Genomic DNA, 19621 nt, shown 5'->3' on the forward strand with positions numbered 1-19621 from the left:
GGGCGCGCCCCGCGGGCCCCCTGGGGAAACGGGCGCAGCAGCTCCGGCACGAGGCGCCGGGGACCGCTCCGAAGAGCCGCCGCGTCTCGTGGCGGCACGGGGGCTACTGGGTGTTCAGGCTCAGTTCCGCACGCGGTGTCCACTTGTCGGGCTGGCTGCCCGACTTGGGCGCGGCCACGAACAGCCGTTCGGCGGGCAGCTTCTGCGCCACCAGATAGGCCCGGATCGCCTGGCCGCGTTCCTGCGCGAGTTCGGCGGCCATCGCGTCGGTGGCGCTCTGGCTGGTGATCAGCAGGGTTTCCATCTCGGGCACCGTGAGGTCCTTGGCCAGGCCCACCAGGTTGCGCGGCTTGGGGATGTCGGCGCGGCGGTACACCTCCTTGAGCAGGGCGGGGTACTCGGCCGCCGACACGGGCGCTGCCGTGTCGCCCCCGCCCGCACGGCGCTTTTCGGCGGCCACCAGCTGCTGCAGGCGTTCGCGCTGCAGGCCTTCGCGCTCGTCCTTGAGGCTCGCCATGCCGGTCACGGTGATCTTGAGGGCCGGCCGGTCGGTCAGCGCCTTCACCACCTTGTCCAGATTCTGTTTCGCCTCGGCCGTGAGCGCGGCGCTGCCCGGCGCGAAGGCCACGTGGCTCAGCTCGTTGCCGCCGCCAAAGGCGCTGGCCAGCAGGCTGAAGGGGGCGGTGAGGGCCTTGCCGATGAGGTTGACGATGATCCGGCCGATCACCGGGCCCAGGCGGAACTGCGGGTCGTTCAGCGAGCCGCTGATGGGCAGGTCCAGGTCGATCACGCCGTCGCGGTCGGCCAGCAGCGCCACCGCCAGCTTCACCGGCAGGCTGTTGGGCGCACCCTCCACCGGCTCGCCAAAGGTCAGCTGGTTGAGCACCAGCCGGTTGCTGGCCGTGAGCTGGCCGCTCGGCAGCACCTTGTAGTTCACGTCCATGCTGAGCTTGCCGCGCTCGATGCCGTGTCCGGCGTACTTCACCGCATACGGCGTGAGCGGCGGCAGCTCCAGGTCGCGCACCTTGCCCACGATGTCGAGCGCCAGGGGCTTGGCCAGCGGGTTGAGCTTGCCCGTGACTTCCAGCGACGCCGAGCCCTCGGCACGGCCGCGCAGCTCCAGGTCGGCCAGCATGGGTTCGCCGCCCGGGGCCTCGGAAGAGAACGCGCTGAGCCGGCCGGTCAGCTCCGAGAGGTCGGCCGAGTAGTTGGGCCGGATGAAGAAGTCCGAGAACGCCACCCGGCCATTGACCAGGCTCACCGGCCCGAACTGCACCACCGGGGCCAGCGGGTCGGCCTGGGCCACCGCGGCGCTGGCGGGGGCCGCGGCGGAGGCAGAGGCCGCGGGGCCGCTCGCTGCGGCGCTGGCGGCGTTCGCGGCCTGCGCCTCGGCGGGGGTCTTGGCGATGTCGCTCAGGTTGATGCGGCCGGCCTCGTTCACGGTGATGCGCGCGAAGAAGTCCACCAGGCTGGTCTCCTTGACCTCCACGCGTGGCGCCGTGCCCGGCGCCGTGGCCACGGACAGGCCGCGCAGGCTCAGGCTTTTCCAGGCCAGCAGTTCCTCGCCCACCTGCGCCTCGGTCTTGGGCGTGGAGGCGGCCGTGCTGTTGGCCTTGAGTTCGTCGACGGCGGCGTCGCCCGCCAGGCGCAGGCTGGTGCCCTTGTCGTTCTGCGCCAGCGCGACCTGGCCCCGGAAACCCACGTCCGCGCGCAGCAGCTCCACCGACAGCTGGCTGGCCAGGTAGCCGTCCAGCGCATGCAGCGGCAGCCGCGCGATGTCGAGCTTGCCCTGCGCGGCCAGGGGCTGCAGGGCCAGGGTGCCCTGGTAGTCGATCCGGCCTGCCTCGGGCTTGCCCGCGCCCCTGGCGCCACCCTTGCCGGGCGCGGCCACGCGCGCCGAGAGCTGGAAGGCCTCGGGCCTGGCGCCGTCGCTGGCAAGGTTCCTGGCGCTCAGGTTCAGGGCGGAAACTTCCAGGGCCACGGGCCGTGCCTGGGCGTTGTCGGCGAAGGAGACCACGCCCCCCTGCACGGCGAAATCGGCCACGCGCAGCTTCCAGGGGGCGGCCGCGGCGGTGCCCGGGGGCGGGCTGGCGGGGGCGGGCGACGGGCTGGCGCCCTTGGCCCAGCGCTCGAACATCCAGCGCCCGTCCGCGCCCCGGTCCACCGTGGCCTGCGGCTGGCTGAGGGTCAGCTTCTCCAGCGTGACCGTGCGGGCATCCAGCGGCACCTGGGCGCCCTGCACCTCCAGCCTGCCCAGGCTGGCCAGCGTGGTCCTGCCTTGCTTCACCGACAGTTGCTCCAGGGCCAGGGGGCCGGCCGTCAGGGTGACGCCGGTGGCGCCGGCCTGCGCGGCCTTGGGGCTGGGCGCCTCCCACAACACGGCCACGTCGCCCGTCAGCTGTCCGGACACCTGCGGCTCCAGCGCCTGCGCTAGATACGGGGCCGCCAGCTGCAGGGCCAGCGCGTTGACCGAGACAGTGGTCTGCGCCCGCCGGTCGGTGGCTTCGCCCACGAAGGCCAGGGCGCTGCCTTGCACGTTGAGGCCCCCCTTGAAGGTGAAGGGCTTCGACGATTCAGTGAAGGGCAGGGCGATGCCGGCGGCGTCCAGCGTGAGGTCGGTGGCCTGCAGCGCGGCGGCCGGGCGCGTGCCCTGGTCGGCCCAGCGCACGGTGCCGCCCCGCACCGCGGCGCTGGCGACGGACACCTCCCACGGCGCGGGCGCGCGGGGGGCTGCGGCCCTGGCGCGCGCGGGGCCCGATGCAGCGCCGCTGGCGGGTGTTGGGGGCGCTGCCCCGGAGCTGGCGGGCCCGCGCGCGGCGCTGGCCGGCGCGGCCTGTGCGACCTGCGCGGGGGCCGACGGCGCCTGGGCCAGCTGGGCCCAGTTGATGTCGCCCGACGCGTTGCGCGTGGCGGTCACCACGGGCGCGGTCAGCTCCACATGGCTCAGGCGCACGATCTGTTCCAGCGGCCGCACATCGGCCATGTCGATCTTCAGCCCGTCGTAGGCCAGCAGGTCCTGGCCGCCCCGGTCGGTCATGCGCACATCGCGTGCCTGTACGGTCCCGCTGAGCTTCACGGCCATGCGGGGCGCCTGCTCGAACGCCACTTTCACATCCACATCCAGCGTGGCGCCCTGCACCTTGACCGGCAGGCTCGCGGGCAGGTACCCCAGATAGGGCGCGAGATTCAGCCCCTGCCAGCGGATGTTCGCGTCGGCATGGGTGGTCTGGGCGAAGGGGGTGCCCTGGGCGGAGGAGTCGAAGCGGCTGCCGCCCAGCACGAACGCCAGGTGAGGCTCGACCTTCACGTCGCGCTGGCTGGAAAGGGTGCTCACGAACGGCACCTGCAGCGCCAGCTCGCGCACCTCGTGGGTCTTGCCCACGCTGCTGTCGGTGAAGTCGATGCTGCCGCCGGTCAGCGCCAGGTTGTAGAGCGCCAGGCGCGCCGGCCCCGTGTCGGGCTCGTTCGTGGGCGCGGTGACCTTGGCGATGATGTCGTCCACGTCGTAATGGCCATCGCCGCGGTGCGTGAGGCGCAGCACGGGGTTTTCCACGGTGAAGGCATCCACCACGGGCGCCAGGCGCAGCAGCGACTGCAGTTCGCCGTCGGCGTAGATGCGGCCGATGGTGAGCTGGGGTGGCGCGCCCTCGTCGGCGCCGGCCACCGCCACGTCGCGCAGGGCCAGCTCCAGCGTCCAGGGCTTGAAATCGATCGCGCCCACCGTCACGGCACGGCCCAGCTGCGCGGTGGCCGCGCGCTCCAGCGGGCCCTTGAGCAGCGGCGGCACGGCCAGCCAGGTCAACAGCCACAGCCCGGCCAGGGCCAGGGCGGCGCGCACGATGGGGCGGAACCAGCGGTGCTGGCGGACGGAGGCAGGGGTGACGGAGCGCAGGGAAAACGGCATGGCGGCAGGCAGAAGTGAGCGCCGCCGTCCCAGGAGGCCTGGTGCAAGACCGCGTGCGCGGGCCGCTATTGTCCATGTTGTACGTCAGGCCGCGTAAACCAATGCAACGGGGGCACCGCCCTGGCTCAAGATTGTTGACATTTGAGGGGGTGGCCAGGGCGTGGGCTCACTGGGCAAAGCCCGGTGCCACCCTGCGGGTGGTGGCCAAGTGCCACGTCTTTTGGTGCGCACTCATTTGCGCTGCGCACCCATGAGTGCTCCCCAAGGAAAAGCGCTCTTCGCTGCGCTCACTGGGCAAAGCCCAGCACCACCCTGCGGGTGGTGGGGCAGTGCCACGTCTTTTTGGGGGCACTCATTTGCGCTGCGCACCCATGAGTGCTCCCCAAAGAAAAGCGCTCTTCGCTGCGCTCACTGGGCAAAGCCCAGCACCACCCTGCGGGTGGTGGCGCTTTTCTTTTCAATCTTCGTCACCACGATGGCGCCGATCTCGGACGTGTTGGCCACATGGGTGCCGCCACAGGGCTGTAGGTCGATCAGCGGTGCACCGCTGTCACCCCCGATGCGGATGGTGCGGATGCGCCCCGTGCCACGCGGGGGCTGCACGCTCATGCTTTTGACCAGGGCAGGGTTGGCGTCCAGTTCTTCGTCGCTGATCGAGGCCACCGTGAGCGGGTGCGCGGCGGCCACCAGGGCGGCGATGGCGGCGGTGAGGGCTTCCTTGTCGAGCGGGTCGGTCATCGCGAAGTCCAGCCGCGCGTAGTCGGGGGTGATGGAGCAGCCGTTGACCAGTTGCGGCACCACATGGCACAGCAGGTGCGAGGTGGTGTGCAGGCGCATCATGCGGTGGCGGCGTTCCCAGTCGATGCGGGCGGTCACGGCGGTGCCTGCCGCGAGCTGGGCCACGCGGTCTTCCTGCCCCGGGGCGGGGACATGCACGATGTCGCTGGTGGCATGGCCTTCGGCGTCCTTGCCCTTGCGGGTGTCGGCGATGGCGATGCTGCTGCCGTCGGCGAGCAAGAGCACGCCGCTGTCGCCGGCCTGGCCCCCGCCCAGCGGATAGAACACCGTGCGGTCCAGCACGATGGCGCCGGTGTCGGTGATGGCGGTGACGTGCGCATCGCAGTCGCGCAGGTAGGCGTCTTGTCGGAAGATGTCTTGGGTCATGCGGTGATGGTAGCGGCATGGGCGGCGCCCCGTGGCTGCAGGGATACCACGGGCGCGGGCCGCCGGCTGCCATGGGCTGGGCAAGGCGGCGCCGAAGTGACGCGGCCCCGGACAGGCCCTAACATCGCGGCATGACCGCTGCCGCCGCGACCTCCTCCGCCCGCCCCGCCTTGCCCTCCCGCTTCTGGGCCGATCTGTCCACCCGCGACTTTGCCGCGCTGCAGGGCACGGGCCAGGCCGGCCAGGTGGTGGCCGTGCTGCCCGTGGCCGCCGTCGAGCAGCATGGCCCGCACCTGCCGCTGTCGGTGGATGCCACCCTGCTGCAGGGCGTGATCGACGCGGCGCTGCCGCAGCTGCCCGCCGACCTGCCCGTGCTCTTCCTGCCGCCGCAGAACGTGGGCCTGAGCCCGGAGCACATCCGCTTTCCGGGCACGCTCACGCTGTCTCCAGCCACGGTGATCGCGCTGTGGACCGAGATCGGCGAATGTGTGGCCCGTGCGGGCATCAAGAAGCTGCTGCTGTTCAACGGCCACGGCGGCCAGGTGAGCGTGATGGACATCGTGGCGCGCGAACTGCGCACGCGCTGCGACCTCATCGTCTACAGCGCCAGCTGGTTCAGCCTGCCGCTGCCCGATGCGGTGGCGGGCCAGTTCAGCGGCGAGGAGCACCGCTTTGGCATCCACGCGGGCGAGATCGAGACCTCGATGATGCTGCACCTGGCGCCTGGCGCGGTGCACATGGAGCACGCGCGGGATTTCCGCTCCACGTCGCAGGACCGGGCGGAGCGTTACGCCATTCTGGGCAACGGCAAGAGCGCCAAGCTGGGCTGGCAGATGCAGGACTACCACCCCGCGGGTGCCGTGGGCAATGCCGCTGGCGCCACGGCGGGCAAGGGGCGCGCGGTGGTGGAGGCCGCGGCGGGCCAACTGGTGGCGTTGCTGCAGGAGCTTGCGGACCTGGCGCCGCAGACGGTGCGCCCCGATACGGAATGGGAATAGGCCCGGATGTGCTGGCCGAGCCCGCCGTGGCCCGGCGGCGCCATGCCTCGCCGGGCCACGGCTGCGCCCGTGAGCTCGAACCCCGTGCCCTGAACCCGGTTCCGGGCGCGCTGGATGGTCAGGCAGGGGAACAGGCGGGCCCGCTGGCGGCTATGCGTGCGTGATCCAGTCCAGGTGCGGCCCCTCGTTCAGGTGCGGCAGGGTGTTGAAGGTCTGCATCATCAGCCGCTTGGGCGCGATGGAGAACTCCGTCACCGCGCTGTTGCGCAGGCGCATGTTCAGGGCGATCGTCACCTCGGGCGCCGTGCCCAGCACCTCGCCCACGGCGGTCGAGATGGGGCCGCCGCTGCTCACCAGCAGCACGTTGTGGCCCACGTGGTGATGGCGCACATGGTCCAGTGCCGCGCGCACGCCGGCGGAGAATTCGTTCCAGCTGGGCATGCCCTGCGGGCTGATGACGCCGGCCATCCACTGCGCGAGCGCGTCGCACAGGATGCGAAAGTGCGCGCGGTAGCGCTCTGGCGTGTCGGCCGGGCCCAGGGGCTGGGGGTGGATGGCGGCGATCAGCGCATGGCTGTCGTACTCGTTGAGCCCCGGCAGCCGCAGTACCTCGGGCGCGGTCCGCAGGCCCTCGGCGATGCCTTCCAGCGTTTGTGTGTGGCGGCGCAGCGTGCCGGTGATCACGGCGTCGAACGCCAGGCCGCGCGCGCGCCAGTATTCGCCCAGGCGCACGGCCTGCTCACGGCCCCGCGCGCTCAGCTGGTCGTAGTCATCCGCGCCAAACGAGGCCTGGCCATGGCGCACGAGGTAGAGGGTTCCCATGCGGCGGATTGTGGCCAGATCCGGGCCCTGGCGCTTGTCGCACAAGCGACCAATGCTACTGAAGATGTAGCAATTGAGCCTGTATGGACAAGGCGGTCAGGTCGCCAGGACGCTGCCGAACACCGGCGCGTCGACGTTGCCTCCCGTCAACGCCAGGCCCACTGCCAGCCCCTGGAGTTGCGCGCGCTCCTGCAGCGCCGCCGCCAGCGCGGCCGCGCCCGCGCCCTCGGCCACGTTGTGCGTGTCGGTGAAAAGGGCACGCATGGCGGCGGCCACCTCGTCGTCGCTCACCTGCACGATGTGGTCGATGTGCGGGGCGATGATGGCCAGCGCCTCCCGGTCGGCCACGCGGCAGGCCATGCCGTCGGCCAGGCGCGTGGTGACCGGCGCTTCGACCACGCGGCCTGCGGCCAGCGAGTCGGCGTAGGTGGTGGCATGGCTGCTGACCACGCCCACCACGCGCACGCCGTGGCCCAGCGCCAGCTTGGCCGCGATGGCCGAGCACGCGCCCGAACCCTGGCCGATGGGCACGTACACCACGTCGAGCTGGGGCACGGCGCGCAGGAACTCCCACCAGTAGGTGCTCACGCCGCGCAGCAGGTCGGGGTGGAAGCTGGGCACCATGTGGGCGCCGCGCTCGGCCGCGAGGCCCATGGCGAACTCGCGCGCCTCCTGGAAGTCGCTGCCGTGCTCGATGAGCGTGACGCCCAGCGCGCGCATGGCGGCGTTCTTCTCGACCGAGTTGCCCTCCGGCACGACGATGGTGCAGGCCACGCCGTGGCTGCGCGCGGCCCAGCCCATGCTCTGTCCGTGGTTGCCGCGCGTGGCGCTGATCACCTCCCGGGGCATGGCGCCGCGCCGGGCAAGCTGGTCGAAGTACGTCAGGCCGCCGCGGATCTTGAAGGCGCCCACGGGCGTGTGGTTCTCGTGCTTGAGCCAGCAGTCGGTGCCCAGGCGTTCGCTCAGCAGGCCCCAGCGGTACTGGGGCGTGGGCGGAAAGTCGCGGTACACCACCTGCGCGGCGGCCTCGATGTCGGCCAGAGTGGGCAGGAGGGGGGCGGTGTCGAGGCGGGCGTTCATGCGGCGGCTTTCTTTTCGGTGAGCAGTCTGAGTGCGAGCAGGCCGAGCACCGTGCCCATGAAGTAGCGCTGGGCCCGCATCCATGCGGCGTTGCGGTTGAGGAACAGCGCCACGCGGGCGGCGCACAGGATCAGCAGTGCGTTGACGGCCGCGCTGGTGGTGATCTGCACCGCGCCCAGCGTCAGGCTCTGCAGCAGCAGGTGGCCGCGCTCGGGGTGCAGGAACTGCGGGAAGAACGACAGGTAGAACATGGCGACCTTGGGGTTCAGGAGGTTGGTCATGAAGCCCATGAGGAACAGCGTGCGCGGGCCGTCGTGCGGCAGGTTGCGGGCCTCGAAGGGCGCGGCGCCGCCGGGCTTGACGGCCTGCCAGGCCATCCACAGCAGGTAGGCGGCCCCGGCGTAGCGGATGGCATCGAACGCCACGGGCACGGCGGCCAGCAGCGCGGTGAGGCCCAGTGCCGCCGCCAGCAGGTGCACCAGAAAGCCCAGCACCACGCCCGCCAGCGAGATCAGCCCCGCGCGCGGTCCCTGGGTGAGGCTGCGCGAGACGCAATAGACCATGTTGGGGCCGGGCGTGAGCACCAGCACGAGGGCGGCGAGCGCGAAGAGCAGCAGTTCCTGTGCGGAAAAGAGCATGGTGGTTACTCCGGAATGAAGGACGAAAGGGTGACCGGGCCGCGCGGCGTGGAGAGCTGGGCGGTGAGGCGGGGCGCATCCCCCGCGCCCACGGCCAGGTGGGCCGCCACGCCGACGGCTGCGCAGGCGGCCTGCAGCGTGGCCGATTGCGGGTGCTGCAGCGCCAGGGACTGCAGTTGCACGCCAGATGCCGGCAGGCTGTCGCAAGGGTGCGCATCGCTCCACTGGATGAGCGTGGGCAGGCAGCCGTCCATCAGGCGCAGCCCATCGCCGCGCACGGTGATCTGCCACTGCAGCAGCCCTTGCGGCGTGGGACGGCTGGCGGTGACGATGGCGCCGCGCTCCATGCCGAGCGCCGACAGCGCGGCGCACCCTTCGGCCACGTCGGGCACGGAAGCCACCCAGTGGATGAGCCGTGGGCCGTGTTGCGCCACCTGGTGCTGCAAGGCGGCATCATCCATGTCAAACCAGCGTCTGGCGCTTTCTGGTATTGCGCGAGCAGCTCCTGGGTTGATAGCAATGATCTCCAGGTAGGTGCGTGGATGCGCGGTGCTCCCCACATTCAGGATGCGGTTGTGCGTGCCCATCAGCGGGTGTTCGCCGCCTGCCGTGGGCGTGATGCCCAGCGTGCGTTCGCACCACGACACGCCCGAGGCCAGGTCGGCCGCGAGCACGACCAGGTGGTCCACGCAGGGCGGCCTGGGCGCGGCGGCCGTCACAGCAGCACCTCGCCCGACACGCAGGTGACGGAGCTGCCGCCCACCCAGATGGTGTCGCCGTCCTGCTCCACGAACACGCGGCCCGCGCGGGCCAGGCAGGTGCCCTGGCTGGCCACGTACCGGGTGGGGGCCAGGCCGGCGCCGATGAGCCACTGGGCCAGAGCGGCGTTGAGGCTGCCGGTCACCGGGTCTTCGGCCAGGCCGTTGTTGCCGGGGAAGAAGGCGCGCACCTCGAAGGCAATGCCCTCGGCGTCGGTGCTGCCGATGACGCCCACTTTTCCACGCGGGCCCACCACGCCCACGTCCAGATGGCCGAGGATGCTGGCGTCCGGCCTGAGCGCCAGCACCTGCTCGGCCGAGCGCAGCATCACGCCGCGCCAGTTGGGACCGTTGTCGCACCAGGCGTGGTGCAGGATGTCGCCGCGCGCCACGCCCAGGCCACGCGCGATCAGGGCGACATCGGCTTCGGGCAGCGGGCCGCTCTTGATGAGCGCGGGCGCCGCGAACGCGAGGCGCTCGCCGTCCTGGCGCAGCGTGACCGGGCCCACGCCGCACTCCTGCACCACGGTGCCGGCCACCCGGGGCTGGCCCCCGGCCTGCAGCCAGGCGTGGCAGCTGCCCAGCGTGGGGTGGCCGGCAAAGGGCAGTTCGCGCCCGGGGCAGAAGATGCGCACGCGGTAGTCGGCACCGCCGGCGCGGCCTTCGGGCGTGGGGGGCAGCAGGAAGGTGGCTTCGGACAGGTTGGTCCAGTTGGTGAACTCCTGCATGGCCTCGGTGCTGAGGCCGGTGCCATCGAGCACCACCGCCAGCGGGTTGCCGCGGTAGGGCTGGTCGGTGAAGACGTCGACTTGCTTGAAGGGGCGCTGTTGCATGGTGGTCGTGGTCCTTGGAACAAAAAAGTGGTGAAACGGGCGGCGGATCGATCGGGGGAGGGCACGCCGGGGGCTGACCGGGGACGTGGCTCGGTGTTTTTCAGCTGTGTTCGGTGGGCGCCGGGGGAAGCCCACGGGGTCGGGGTTCAGCCGCTGGGGCGTGGGGTCTTGGGCGAGGTCATAGCAGCACCGTGCCTTCAATGCAGGTGACGGCGCGCCCGCCCACCCAGAGCTGGTGGTCGTCGTCCTGGCGGATGTGCACGCGGCCCGCACGGCCCAGGCACTCGCCCTGGGCCACCAAGTAGCTGCGCGGGGCCAGGCCGTCGGCGATCAGCCATTCGGCGAGGCTGGCATTGAGGGTGCCGGTGACCGGGTCTTCCGGGTTGCCCATGGGCGCGGCAAACGCGCGCACCACCACGCCGGGCCGGCTGGTGTCGCTGGCGGCGGGGCCCACATGGATCACGCCCACGTCCTGGCCCAGGTCCTTCAGGCGCGCATGGTCGGGCTTGAGGCCCAGCACGGTGTCCGCGCTGTCGAGCAGCAGGCCCAGCCACACGGGGCCGTTGTCCAGCAACTGCGCGCCCTGGATCTGCTGGGGGCGCACGCCGAGCGCGCTGGCGATCAGCGGCACCAGCGCGGGGCTGGGCGCGCTGCGCTGGAGGGGCGGAGCGGCAAAGGCCAGGGTGTCCTTTGCCTGCGCGATGCGCACCAGGCCCAGCGCGCACTCCTGGATCGCCAGGCCGCTCTGGCGCGGCGTGTTGCCCGCCTGCAGCCAGGCGTGGCAGGTGCCCAGCGTGGGGTGTCCGGCAAAGGGCAGCTCGCCATTGGGGCTGAAGATGCGCAGGCGGTAGTCGGCGCCCGCAGCGCGCCCGGCCTCGGTGGGGGGCAGCAGGAAGGTGGTTTCCGACAGGTTGGTCCAGGCCGCGAAGCGGCGCATGTCGCTGTCGTCCAGGCCGTCGGCATCCAGCACCACCGCGACCGGGTTGCCGTAGCCGGGCCGGTCGCTGAAGACGTCGATCTGCTTGAAGGGGCGCTGGTGCATGGTGAGGTTCAGGAGAGAGGCTGGTCCAACACGCCCCGAGCGCCGGGGCGGGTGCTGACCGTGTTGTACCACCGCTCCAGGTGCGGCCGCGCGATGCGGTCCTGCGGCAGGCCCCACCAGCGGTGGATCTCGCAGCCCACCGGAATGTCGGCCATGGTGAACCGGTCTCCCGCCATGAAGGGCTGGCGTGCCAGGTGCGCATCCAGCATCGCCAGCAGGGTCTCGGTGGCCGCCACCGACGCGGCAATCAGCGCATCGCTGCGCTGCGCGGCCGGCGTGCGTATCCACTGGATGAAGGCATCGCGCCCGGCCGGGTTCAGTGTGGTCTGCTGCCAGTCCATCCACTGCTCGGCCACGAAGCGCTCGCGCAACGCATCGGGGTACAGCTCGCCCATGGAATGCCGGGCACACAGGTAGCGCACGATGGGGTTGGACTCCCACAGCACGGCGCCCGTGTCGTCATCCTCGATCAGCGGGACGAGGCCGTTGGGGTTGAGCCCGAGGTAGCGGGCCTCGCGCACGATGCCGAACTGCCCCCCCGCATCGGTGCGCTGCAGCGTGATGCCCAGCTCCTGCGCCGCCCACACCACCTTGCGCACGTTGATGGACGAGAGCCGTCCCCAGAGCCTCAGCATGTTGAATCAACTTTCATGGTGCGTTGCGCGGCCCGTGACGCAGCAGGAAGCGGGCGCGGCCCAGGCGAGGTGGCCGCGCTGCGCCACAGGGGTTGTTCATTTGCTATCGCGGATCGCGGCGGCCAGTGCGGCGATGCCCGTGGCGATCTGCTCCACCGTGGACGTGACGAACGACAGGCGCAGCGTGCGCGGGTCGGCGTTGTCGGCATAGAAGGCCGCGCCGGGCACGAAGGCCACATTGCGCTCCACCGCCTTGGGCAGCAGCTCGATGGCGCTCATGCCCTCCGGCAGGCGCACCCACAGGAACATGCCGCCGTCGGGGCGGTTCCATTGCACGGACAGGCCCTGCATCTCCTTGTCGAGCGCGGCCAGCATGGCCTCGCACTGCTGCTTGTACAGTGCGCGGATGGTGGGCACGTGGCGGTCCAGGAAGTTGCCCTTCATCACCTCGGCCACCAGGCGCTGGTTGTAGCCGGGCGTGTGCAGGTCGGCCGCCTGCTTGGCCTGCAGCAGCTTGGGGTACACGGCCTTGGGCGCCACGACGAAACCCAGGCGCAGGCCGGGGGCCAGCACCTTGGAGAACGAGCCCATGTAGATGCAGCCCTCGGGGTTGCGCGCCGTGAGCGGTGCGGGCGGCGGCGTGTCGAACCACAGGTCGCCGTAGGGGTTGTCCTCCACCAGCGGCAGGTTCAGTTCGGCGGCGGCCTGCACCAGGGCGGCGCGGCGGGCTTCGCTCATGGTGCGGCCCGTCGGGTTCTGGAAGTTGGGCAGCACGTACAGGAAGCGCGCCTTGCCGGCGCCCGTGCCCACCTTGGCCTTCAGGTCGTCAATCAGAACGCCTTCATCGTCGCTGGCCACGGACACCACGGCGGGCTCCATGGGCGTGAAGGCCTGCAGCGCGCCCAGGTAGGTGGGTGTTTCCACCAGCACGCGGCTGTCCGTGTCGATCAGCACCTTGGCGATCAGGTCCAGCGCCTGCTGCGAGCCGGTGGTGATCAGCACCTGGTCGGCGTCCACGTCCCAGGGCAGGAAGTCGGCGATGGCCTGGCGCAGCGGGGCGAAGCCTTCGCTGGCGGCGTACTGCAGCGCGGCCGGGCCGTCGTTGGCCAGCACGGCGGCGGAGGCTTCGGCAAAGGCCGAGACCGGGAAGGTCCTGGGCGAGGGCAGTCCGCCGGCCAGGCTGATGATGCCGGGCTTTTCGGTGACCTTGAGGATTTCGCGGATGACCGAAGGGTTCATGCGCTCGGCGCGGCGCGCCAGGGTCCAGGTGCTGGTCTGTGGAAGGTCGTTCAGTTTCACTCTCGTCTCCTGCGGGCAGTCCCCAAGGACCGCCCCTGTTGCAAAGTCGTCAAAAAATCGGATGCGGCGCGCCGGGCCGGGCACTGCGTCAGTCCACGATGAACAGGGTGGCGCCCTGTGGCGACGTGGATCGATGGGGTTCCGCATTGTCGGCCACCTGGTAGCTCATGCCCGGCGCCAGGGTGAACTGGCGGCCGTCGGCCAGCTCGGTGTGCAATTCTCCGCTCAGGCACAGCAGCACGTGGCCTTTGACACACCAGTGGTCCGACACATACCCTGGCGTGTACTCCACCATGCGCACGCGCACATCGCCAAACTGCTGCGTGCGCCAGAAGGCCTGGCCGGCCTGCGCGCTTTTTTCCTCGCGGGGAATGCCAGACCAGTCGGTGGTGGCAAACGGGATGTCGTGTAGCTGCATTTTCTCCTCAGTCCTTCAGAGAAGCCATGGCGTTGATCTCGGCCGCGCCCCGGGGGCGCAGGCGCTGCGCAGGGCCCGCCTTCATGCGGGGGCTCCTTGCCGGACGGGCATCCTCTTGCCCATGAACACCGTGGCGATCACCGCCAGGCCGAAGCCCAGGGTGGCCGCGTCCAGCCGCTCGCCCAGCAGCGGCACGGCGAAGAGCAGGCTCAGGAAGGGCTGGATGAGCTGCAGCTGGCTCACGCGCACGGCACCCAGCGCGAGGGCCCGGTACCAGGCAAAAAAGCCGATCCACATCGAGAACAGGGCCACGTAGACGAAGCCCAGCCAGCTCATGCCGCCGATGGAAGAGGGCACGGCGGGCGCGAACCACCAGGCCACAGGGATGGTCAGCGGAAGGCTGCACACGAGCACCCAGCAGATCACCTGCTCGGCGCCCAGGCGCGGCGTGAGCCGTGCCCCGCCGATGTAGCCGAAAGCGCCCGTGGTCATTGCAATGAGGAGATAGATGTTGGCCGCGCCCAGGTACAGCCCCCCTGCACGCCACACCATGAAGCCCAGCACCAGGCCGCTGCCCAGTACCGCGCACGCCCAGAACCCCGCGGAGGGCCGCTGGCGGAACCACAGCGCGCCGAGCACGGCGGTGGACAGGGGCAGCAGCGCCGTGACCACCGCGCCGTGGGTGCTGGGCACATGGCGCAGCGCCAGCGCGAGGAAGAGCGGAAACCCCACGATCACGCCAAAGGCCGTGATGGCGAGCAGCGGCCACTCCGCGCGGCGCGGCACGTTGAGCCGCCCGCGGCCGTGCTGCCACGCCAGGTAGGCCACGGACAGGAGCCCGGCCACCGCCGCGCGGCCGAAGGTGACGAACCAGGGCGAAAGCTGGGGGGCGTCCACGGGGCCCACCGCCAGGCGGGTCATCGGCAGGGTGGCGGCAAACAAGGTGACGCCCACCAGGCCCCAGACCAGCGCTTCGCGTTCCTGTGCGCGGTTCATAGGGTGAGCATCCACACGGCCGTGGCCACCAGCACCAGGGCCAGCGCGCGGTTGAACCAGAGCAGGCGGCTGCCCTGCGCCAGCCACTGGCGCAGCAGCGAGCCGACCAGCGCATAGACGAAATTGCTCGTGAACGCGAACACCATCATCACGGCGCAGATGATCGCCAGGCGCTCGCCGGGGTTGGCCGCCGGCTGCCCGGCCGCATTCACCACCCAGCCCGCGCTGAGCGTGAGCGCCAGCATCCAGGCCTTGATGTTCACGAACTGCAGGCCCACGCCCTGCCAGAAGGTCACGGAGAGGCGGGTGCTGTCCAATTCGGCCAGCTGGCCTGCGCGGCTGAGCTTCCAGGCCAGCCAGAGCATGTAGGCCACGCCCAGCAGGGTCACCGCCCAGCGCAGGGCCGGCACGCCCGTGATCAGCGCGCCCAGGCCCAGGCCGCTGCCCAGCATCAGCAGCGTCCAGCCCGCCGGAACCGCCAGGCAAAAGCGCAGGGCGCGCCGCAGGCCCAGGTTGGCGGCCAGCGCGGTGGACAAGGTGGTGTTGGGCCCCGGCGAGAAACTCATCGCGGTGCAGAACAGCAGCAGGGCAGTCAGTTCGGGGGCGCTCATGGTGCGGGGATAGGCGGGGCTCAGTGGGGGGAACTTGTCAACGCTGAGGCTTCAATGTAATCTTCCAGCCCAGTACACAACCAATACAGTTCAGCAGCGCAGTTCGTGATCTGTATTGGCCGCGATAACAGTACACAAGGACACCGCCATGCTGATGAAAACCTCCACCCAGTCGCTGACCGAGCAGCTGTCGGCGCGTTTTGGCGAGCGCATCCGCAACCGGCTGCTGGCGCCGGGCGCGCGCCTGCCGTCGGTGCGGCAGTGCGCGCAGCAGCACGGCGTGAGCCCCTCCACCGTGGTGGCCGCCTATGACCAGCTGCTGGCGCAGGGCCTGGTGGAGGCGCGCAAGAACCGGGGTTTCTTCGTGCGGGAGATGGCCACCGCGCTGCTGGAGCGGGCGCCGGAGGACGACGCGGCCGCGCAAGAGGTCGAGCGCGGCATGGGCAACTGGAGCACGGCGCACTGGTTCGCGGCCCGGGGCGCTGGGCGCGGCGCGGCGCGCGGGGCGCCGCCCGTCAATGCCACGGCGCTCATCCGCGGCATGTTCCACAAGGTGAGCGACAAGCCGCAGCCCGGCATGGGCGTGTTTCCGCCCGACTGGCTGGAGTCCACCTTCATGCCCGCCGCCGTGCGCAAGGTGACCAACACGCGCGTGCTGCAGGACTTCTCGCTGCAATACGGCGAGCCGCTGGGCGACACGGGGCTGCGCCGGGTGCTGTCCAAGAAGCTGGCCACGCTCAGCGTGCACGCGGCGCCCGAGAACATCATCACCACCGTGGGCGCCACGCACGCGCTCGACATCGTGAGCCGCACGCTGCTGCGCCCGGGCGACCCCGTGATGGTGGAGGAGCCGGGCTGGGCCGTGGAGTTTGCGCGCCTGGCCGCCCTGGGCATGCACATCCTGCCGGTGCCGCGCCGCGCCGACGGGCCCGACCTGGAGGTCATGGCGAAGTACTGCGAGGTGCACCAGCCCAAGCTCTACGTGAGCGTGAGCGTGTTCCACAACCCCACGGGCTACTGCCTGTCGCCCGGCAGCGCCCACCGCATCCTGCAGCTGGCCAACCAGTACAACTTCCACGTGGTGGAGGACGACACCTACAGCCACATCGCGCCCGAGCATGCCACGCGGCTCACGGCGCTGGACGGGCTGCAGCGCACCATCTACGTGAGCGGCTTCGCCAAGATCCTCGCTCCCAACTGGCGCATCGGCTTCCTCGCAGCGCACCCCTCGCTGATCGAGCAGCTGCTGGACACCAAGCTGCTCGCGACCCTCACCACGCCCGCGCTGCTGGAGAAGGCGCTGGCGCTGTGCATCGAGCAGGGCCAGCTGCGCCGCCACGCCGAGCGCATCCGCACGCGGCTCGACGCGGCACGCGCGCGCAGTGTGAAGCTGGCGCTCGGGGCCGGCTGCACCTTCGCGGCCGAGCCCGTGGGACTGTTCGGCTGGGTGGAGACGGGCGTGGACACCGACGCGCTGGCGCAGCGCATGCTGGACGAGGGCTATCTGCTGGCGCCCGGGGCGCTGTTCCACGCCGAGCGCAAGCCCAGCACCCTCATGCGCATCAACTTCGCCACCACGCAGGAGGCGGCGTTCTGGAAGACTTTCGCGCGCGTGCGCGATGAGCAAGGGCGGTAGGCAGATACCCTTGGCTCCAAACCGGGGTCGCTCCCACTGGACGCGTCTTCATCGCGCCATCAGCGGCCTCTGCGACCCCCGCGCACCTTCACCCCGGCTGGCCGTTGCGCACAGTGCGCGGCCCCGCCAGCGCCACCGTGGAGCCGGCTTTGCCGGGCCACGGGTGGCGCCCCCTGGGGGGAAGACGCGCAGCGGCTCAGGGGGCTTCCGTGGGAGGTTTACTTCCTGTCGACCACCAGGTCTGACAGCACGCGCAGCAGGGCGCGGTTGACCTCTTCCAGGTCGAGCTCATAGGTCTCGCACAGCTGGCGGATGGCGCTGGCGTCGTCCGTCTCCAGCGCGCAGGCCATCTGCAGGCCTTCGGTGTAGGGCCCGGTGCGCAGCACCGTGGCATCGTAGATGCGCTCGGACAGGGGCAGGCGCCGCAGGATCGTGCCCAGGGATTCACCCAGCAGCTCGTCGATCTGCGAGAGCAGGCCGCACAGGTAGATCTCGCGGCGCAAATCGTTTTCCACGCCCGCGTCCAGCAACTGCGCGGTCAGGCGGGCGCGCATCACCATGGCCTCGCGCACCGGGTGCATGTTGGGGTCCGTGCTCGCGTGGGGCAGCTGGTCGGACAGCCAGCGCTTGATGGAGCCGTAGCCCATCATCACCAGGCCCCGGCGCAGCGAGTCGATGCCGGTGCGCAGGCCGAGCGCGGCCGAGTTGGTGTACACCATGAAGCGGTAGGCCAGCAGCGGGTCCTCGCCCATGATGGCCTCGAAGGTCTCGAGCGATTGCTCGTCGTCGATGGCCTTCATGAGCTTGAAGATCACCGCGTGCGAGGGTTGCTGGGGGTGGTGGCGCAGGCTGTAGAGCACGTCCTCCGACGGCCAGCCGGCCAGCGCCAGCGCGTTGTTCTGGTCCAGGCAATGCTCCATGAGCGCGCGGCTGGCGACGTTTTCGTACATCTGCCCGGCCAGCACCGGGCTGGCGGCGCGCAGCGGCTGCGCGGGCGCGCCGGGACGGGCGGGTGCGGCCTGCAGCGCCGCCACGGCGTCTTCGGGGCGCAGGGTGAGCAGGCTGTTGTCGAAGCACTGGGCTATGTCGGGTTCTGGCAGCTTGCCCAGTTCACCCCGCCACACCAGCTTGAGGCCCCGCTGGTGCGCGGACCTGACGCGCGTGTAGATGGCGGAATCGGCCAGCCAGCCGCCCCGCACCTCGATCCACGGGGTGCCGCGCGGCGCGTGCTCGAGCATGTCGCACAGCAGCTGGCGGCTCTGGGGCGACAGCAGGATCGGCGGGGAACTGGCCGACCAGAGCTCCTGCAGCGTGCGCAGCAGATGGGCGGCATCGACCAGGGCCGTTGCCTCGCTGTGCACGTAGAGCTGGATGCCGGCGAGTTTGCGGGCGCGGCTCCACAAGGGGCGATAGCCCAGAATCAGGCTGCCAAGGACAGATTGGACCATGTGCTCTCAGGCAAATGTACGGGGGCCTGTTCCCGGGTGGGGGCATCCCCTCCACCGCGTGAGCAGGTCCTAGCTAATGAAGTTGAACAGAGACAGCCTCTGGACCTGGGCATAGGACTTGAGCGCAGCCTCATAGCCCACCTGCTGGTTCTGGAAGTCCGAAATTCCCTGGATCATATCGAGATCCTCGGCGCGTGAGCGGTCGCTTTCGAGCTGGATGGAGCGCTTTTCCTGGTCGCCCGTGATGCGGTCCGCGCGGTTGAGCAATTCACCCGCATAGCCGCGCATGTTGTGCATGCGCTCCAGGCCGATGTCCATGTTGCCCAGCGCCTGCCCCACGGCCTGCGCCGCCGCATTGCTGTTGGGTGCGTTGCGGATGCCGTTGATCGCGCTGTCCATGGTGCTGAACATGCTGGGGCTGGGCTGCAGGGTGATGGTGTCCCCGTTGGCCGGATTGCCCTTGATGTCGAAGGTCAGCCCCGGAATGCCGGTGACGGCAATGGTCACCGGCTTGTCCGATGGAAAGTCGGGCACCACCACGGCAGGGGAGACGGCGCCGGTGGTGGTGTTGGTGAGGGTGTAGGTGGCGGTCGTGGTGCCGGGCGTGGCTCCGGGGCCGACGGCGCTGAACGTGATGGTGTAGTTGTCGCCGGTCACCAGGCTCGGGTCCACGGGCGTGATGGCCGTGGTGTTGAGGATGCGCCCGGTGGGAATGGCGCTGATGCCGGCGGTGTAGACGCCGTCGCGCTGCGGGTCGAACATGAAGGCGGCTTCGCCGTCCAGCGCGCCGGGAATGGTCACGCCGGAGCTGGCCGCCTGCCCGGGCAGCCCGTCGAAGCTGTAGTCCGGCGAGCTGCTCAGCGGGCCGAGGAACGGCGCGAGCGCGCTGCCCAGCGCGCCCAGCAGCGGAATGCCGTTGGTGTCCTTGCGGTTGGCCACTTCCACCAGCTGTTCGCGCAGGCCCTGCAGCTGGTTGGCGATGGTGGTGCGCTCGTTGGGGGTGAGGGCGGCATTGCCGGCGCTCACCACCAGTTCGCGGAAGTTCTGTACCAGATTCACGGCATCGCCCAGGGCCGATTCGGCCTGCGCGATGGCGTTGCGCTGGGTTTCCAGCGCGCGCTGCTCGGTCTGGATGCGGGCCAGGCGGTTGATGGCGCGCTCGGCCTGCGCGGCCGACACCGGGTCGTCGCTCGCCCGCACCACGCGCTTGCCCGAGGTCAGGTTTTCCTGCAGGTTCGACAGGCTGGTCTGCCGCGTGCCCAGATTGCGCAGGGCGTTGTCATACATGTTGGCGGTGCCAAGGCGGTAGATGCTATTGCTCATGTCGAACTCCTAACTC

Annotated in this window: 17 protein-coding genes; 2 read left to right on the top strand and 15 right to left on the bottom strand. The window is 70.6% G+C overall.

The window, feature by feature from the left end:
* Window positions 1-103: 103 nt before the first annotated feature.
* The gene (locus AC07OC_RS23855) at window positions 104-3904 is read right to left on the bottom strand and encodes a DUF748 domain-containing protein (RefSeq protein ID WP_218366911.1); all 3801 of its coding nucleotides are present in this window, start codon (window positions 3902-3904) and stop codon (window positions 104-106) included.
* Between the two features lie 408 nt (window positions 3905-4312).
* Window positions 4313-5068 (bottom strand): alanyl-tRNA editing protein, encoded by a 756-nt coding sequence (locus AC07OC_RS23860; RefSeq protein WP_218296928.1) that lies wholly within the window; start codon window positions 5066-5068, stop codon window positions 4313-4315.
* Window positions 5069-5199: 131 nt separating this feature from the next.
* Here AC07OC_RS23860 and AC07OC_RS23865 point away from each other — a divergent pair, with 131 nt between their 5' ends.
* On the top strand, window positions 5200-6066 hold the full coding sequence (locus AC07OC_RS23865; RefSeq protein WP_218296929.1) for a creatininase family protein: 867 nt from the start codon (window positions 5200-5202) through the stop codon (window positions 6064-6066).
* Between the two features lie 150 nt (window positions 6067-6216).
* Here the strand turns inward: AC07OC_RS23865 and AC07OC_RS23870 are convergent, their stop codons facing one another.
* From AC07OC_RS23870 to AC07OC_RS23920, 11 genes are all read right to left on the bottom strand, one after another.
* Complete coding sequence (locus tag AC07OC_RS23870; RefSeq protein WP_218296930.1) at window positions 6217-6888, bottom strand: histidine phosphatase family protein; 672 nt, start codon at window positions 6886-6888, stop codon at window positions 6217-6219.
* A 96-nt stretch (window positions 6889-6984) separates the two neighbouring features.
* Window positions 6985-7968 carry a threonine dehydratase gene (locus AC07OC_RS23875; RefSeq protein WP_218341810.1) on the bottom strand — a complete coding sequence of 328 codons (984 nt, stop codon included), beginning with the start codon at window positions 7966-7968 and terminating at the stop codon, window positions 6985-6987.
* On the bottom strand, window positions 7965-8606 hold the full coding sequence (locus tag AC07OC_RS23880) for a LysE family translocator (protein WP_218341811.1): 642 nt from the start codon (window positions 8604-8606) through the stop codon (window positions 7965-7967). Before AC07OC_RS23880 ends, AC07OC_RS23875 begins: the two co-directional genes overlap by 4 nt.
* Before the next feature lie 5 nt (window positions 8607-8611).
* Window positions 8612-9295 carry a VOC family protein gene (locus AC07OC_RS23885; protein ID WP_370627887.1) on the bottom strand — a complete coding sequence of 228 codons (684 nt, stop codon included), beginning with the start codon at window positions 9293-9295 and terminating at the stop codon, window positions 8612-8614.
* Between the two features lie 26 nt (window positions 9296-9321).
* Window positions 9322-10197, bottom strand: coding sequence for a PhzF family phenazine biosynthesis protein (locus AC07OC_RS23890; protein ID WP_218341812.1), 876 nt, complete (start codon window positions 10195-10197; stop codon window positions 9322-9324).
* 178 nt (window positions 10198-10375) lie between these two features.
* On the bottom strand, window positions 10376-11239 hold the full coding sequence (locus AC07OC_RS23895) for a PhzF family phenazine biosynthesis protein (protein ID WP_218341813.1): 864 nt from the start codon (window positions 11237-11239) through the stop codon (window positions 10376-10378).
* 8 nt (window positions 11240-11247) lie between these two features.
* Window positions 11248-11874 (bottom strand): glutathione S-transferase, encoded by a 627-nt coding sequence (locus AC07OC_RS23900; RefSeq protein ID WP_218341814.1) that lies wholly within the window; start codon window positions 11872-11874, stop codon window positions 11248-11250.
* Between the two features lie 96 nt (window positions 11875-11970).
* Window positions 11971-13173, bottom strand: a complete 1203-nt coding sequence (locus tag AC07OC_RS23905) for an aminotransferase-like domain-containing protein (RefSeq protein ID WP_218296937.1) — start codon at window positions 13171-13173, stop codon at window positions 11971-11973.
* An 88-nt stretch (window positions 13174-13261) separates the two neighbouring features.
* Window positions 13262-13591 carry a DHCW motif cupin fold protein gene (locus tag AC07OC_RS23910; RefSeq protein WP_218341815.1) on the bottom strand — a complete coding sequence of 110 codons (330 nt, stop codon included), beginning with the start codon at window positions 13589-13591 and terminating at the stop codon, window positions 13262-13264.
* 81 nt (window positions 13592-13672) lie between these two features.
* A complete protein-coding gene (locus AC07OC_RS23915) occupies window positions 13673-14587 on the bottom strand; it encodes a DMT family transporter (protein ID WP_218341816.1) in 915 nt (304 codons plus the stop codon).
* Window positions 14584-15198 carry a LysE family translocator gene (locus AC07OC_RS23920; protein ID WP_218296940.1) on the bottom strand — a complete coding sequence of 205 codons (615 nt, stop codon included), beginning with the start codon at window positions 15196-15198 and terminating at the stop codon, window positions 14584-14586. The genes AC07OC_RS23915 and AC07OC_RS23920 overlap by 4 nt, the downstream gene beginning before the upstream one ends.
* Window positions 15199-15346: 148 nt before the next feature.
* Between AC07OC_RS23920 and AC07OC_RS23925 the strand changes: the two genes are divergently transcribed.
* Complete coding sequence (locus AC07OC_RS23925) at window positions 15347-16834, top strand: aminotransferase-like domain-containing protein (RefSeq protein WP_494602413.1); 1488 nt, start codon at window positions 15347-15349, stop codon at window positions 16832-16834.
* Between the two features lie 218 nt (window positions 16835-17052).
* Here AC07OC_RS23925 and AC07OC_RS23930 read toward each other — a convergent pair whose 3' ends face one another.
* A complete protein-coding gene (locus tag AC07OC_RS23930; RefSeq protein ID WP_218296942.1) occupies window positions 17053-18282 on the bottom strand; it encodes an HDOD domain-containing protein in 1230 nt (409 codons plus the stop codon).
* Between the two features lie 69 nt (window positions 18283-18351).
* On the bottom strand, window positions 18352-19605 hold the full coding sequence (gene flgL, locus AC07OC_RS23935) for a flagellar hook-associated protein FlgL (protein ID WP_494602415.1): 1254 nt from the start codon (window positions 19603-19605) through the stop codon (window positions 18352-18354).
* Window positions 19606-19621 lie beyond the last annotated feature (16 nt).

It is taken from the genome of Acidovorax sp. GW821-FHT10E04 (assembly GCF_059415185.1).

Bases quoted from the DNA above. Each gene is read 5' to 3' on its own strand.
- AC07OC_RS23855 (WP_218366911.1), bottom strand. From the start codon at position 3,904: ATGCCGTTTTCCCTGCGCTCCGTCACCCCTGCCTCCGTCCGCCAGCAC.
- AC07OC_RS23860 (WP_218296928.1), bottom strand. From the start codon at position 5,068: ATGACCCAAGACATCTTCCGACAAGACGCCTACCTGCGCGACTGCGAT.
- AC07OC_RS23865 (WP_218296929.1), top strand. From the start codon at position 5,200: ATGACCGCTGCCGCCGCGACCTCCTCCGCCCGCCCCGCCTTGCCCTCC.
- AC07OC_RS23870 (WP_218296930.1), bottom strand. From the start codon at position 6,888: ATGGGAACCCTCTACCTCGTGCGCCATGGCCAGGCCTCGTTTGGCGCG.
- AC07OC_RS23875 (WP_218341810.1), bottom strand. From the start codon at position 7,968: ATGAACGCCCGCCTCGACACCGCCCCCCTCCTGCCCACTCTGGCCGAC.
- AC07OC_RS23880 (WP_218341811.1), bottom strand. From the start codon at position 8,606: ATGCTCTTTTCCGCACAGGAACTGCTGCTCTTCGCGCTCGCCGCCCTC.
- AC07OC_RS23890 (WP_218341812.1), bottom strand. From the start codon at position 10,197: ATGCAACAGCGCCCCTTCAAGCAAGTCGACGTCTTCACCGACCAGCCC.
- AC07OC_RS23895 (WP_218341813.1), bottom strand. From the start codon at position 11,239: ATGCACCAGCGCCCCTTCAAGCAGATCGACGTCTTCAGCGACCGGCCC.
- AC07OC_RS23900 (WP_218341814.1), bottom strand. From the start codon at position 11,874: ATGCTGAGGCTCTGGGGACGGCTCTCGTCCATCAACGTGCGCAAGGTG.
- AC07OC_RS23910 (WP_218341815.1), bottom strand. From the start codon at position 13,591: ATGCAGCTACACGACATCCCGTTTGCCACCACCGACTGGTCTGGCATT.
- AC07OC_RS23915 (WP_218341816.1), bottom strand. From the start codon at position 14,587: ATGAACCGCGCACAGGAACGCGAAGCGCTGGTCTGGGGCCTGGTGGGC.
- AC07OC_RS23920 (WP_218296940.1), bottom strand. From the start codon at position 15,198: ATGAGCGCCCCCGAACTGACTGCCCTGCTGCTGTTCTGCACCGCGATG.
- AC07OC_RS23925 (WP_494602413.1), top strand. From the start codon at position 15,347: ATGCTGATGAAAACCTCCACCCAGTCGCTGACCGAGCAGCTGTCGGCG.
- AC07OC_RS23930 (WP_218296942.1), bottom strand. From the start codon at position 18,282: ATGGTCCAATCTGTCCTTGGCAGCCTGATTCTGGGCTATCGCCCCTTG.
- flgL (WP_494602415.1), bottom strand. From the start codon at position 19,605: ATGAGCAATAGCATCTACCGCCTTGGCACCGCCAACATGTATGACAAC.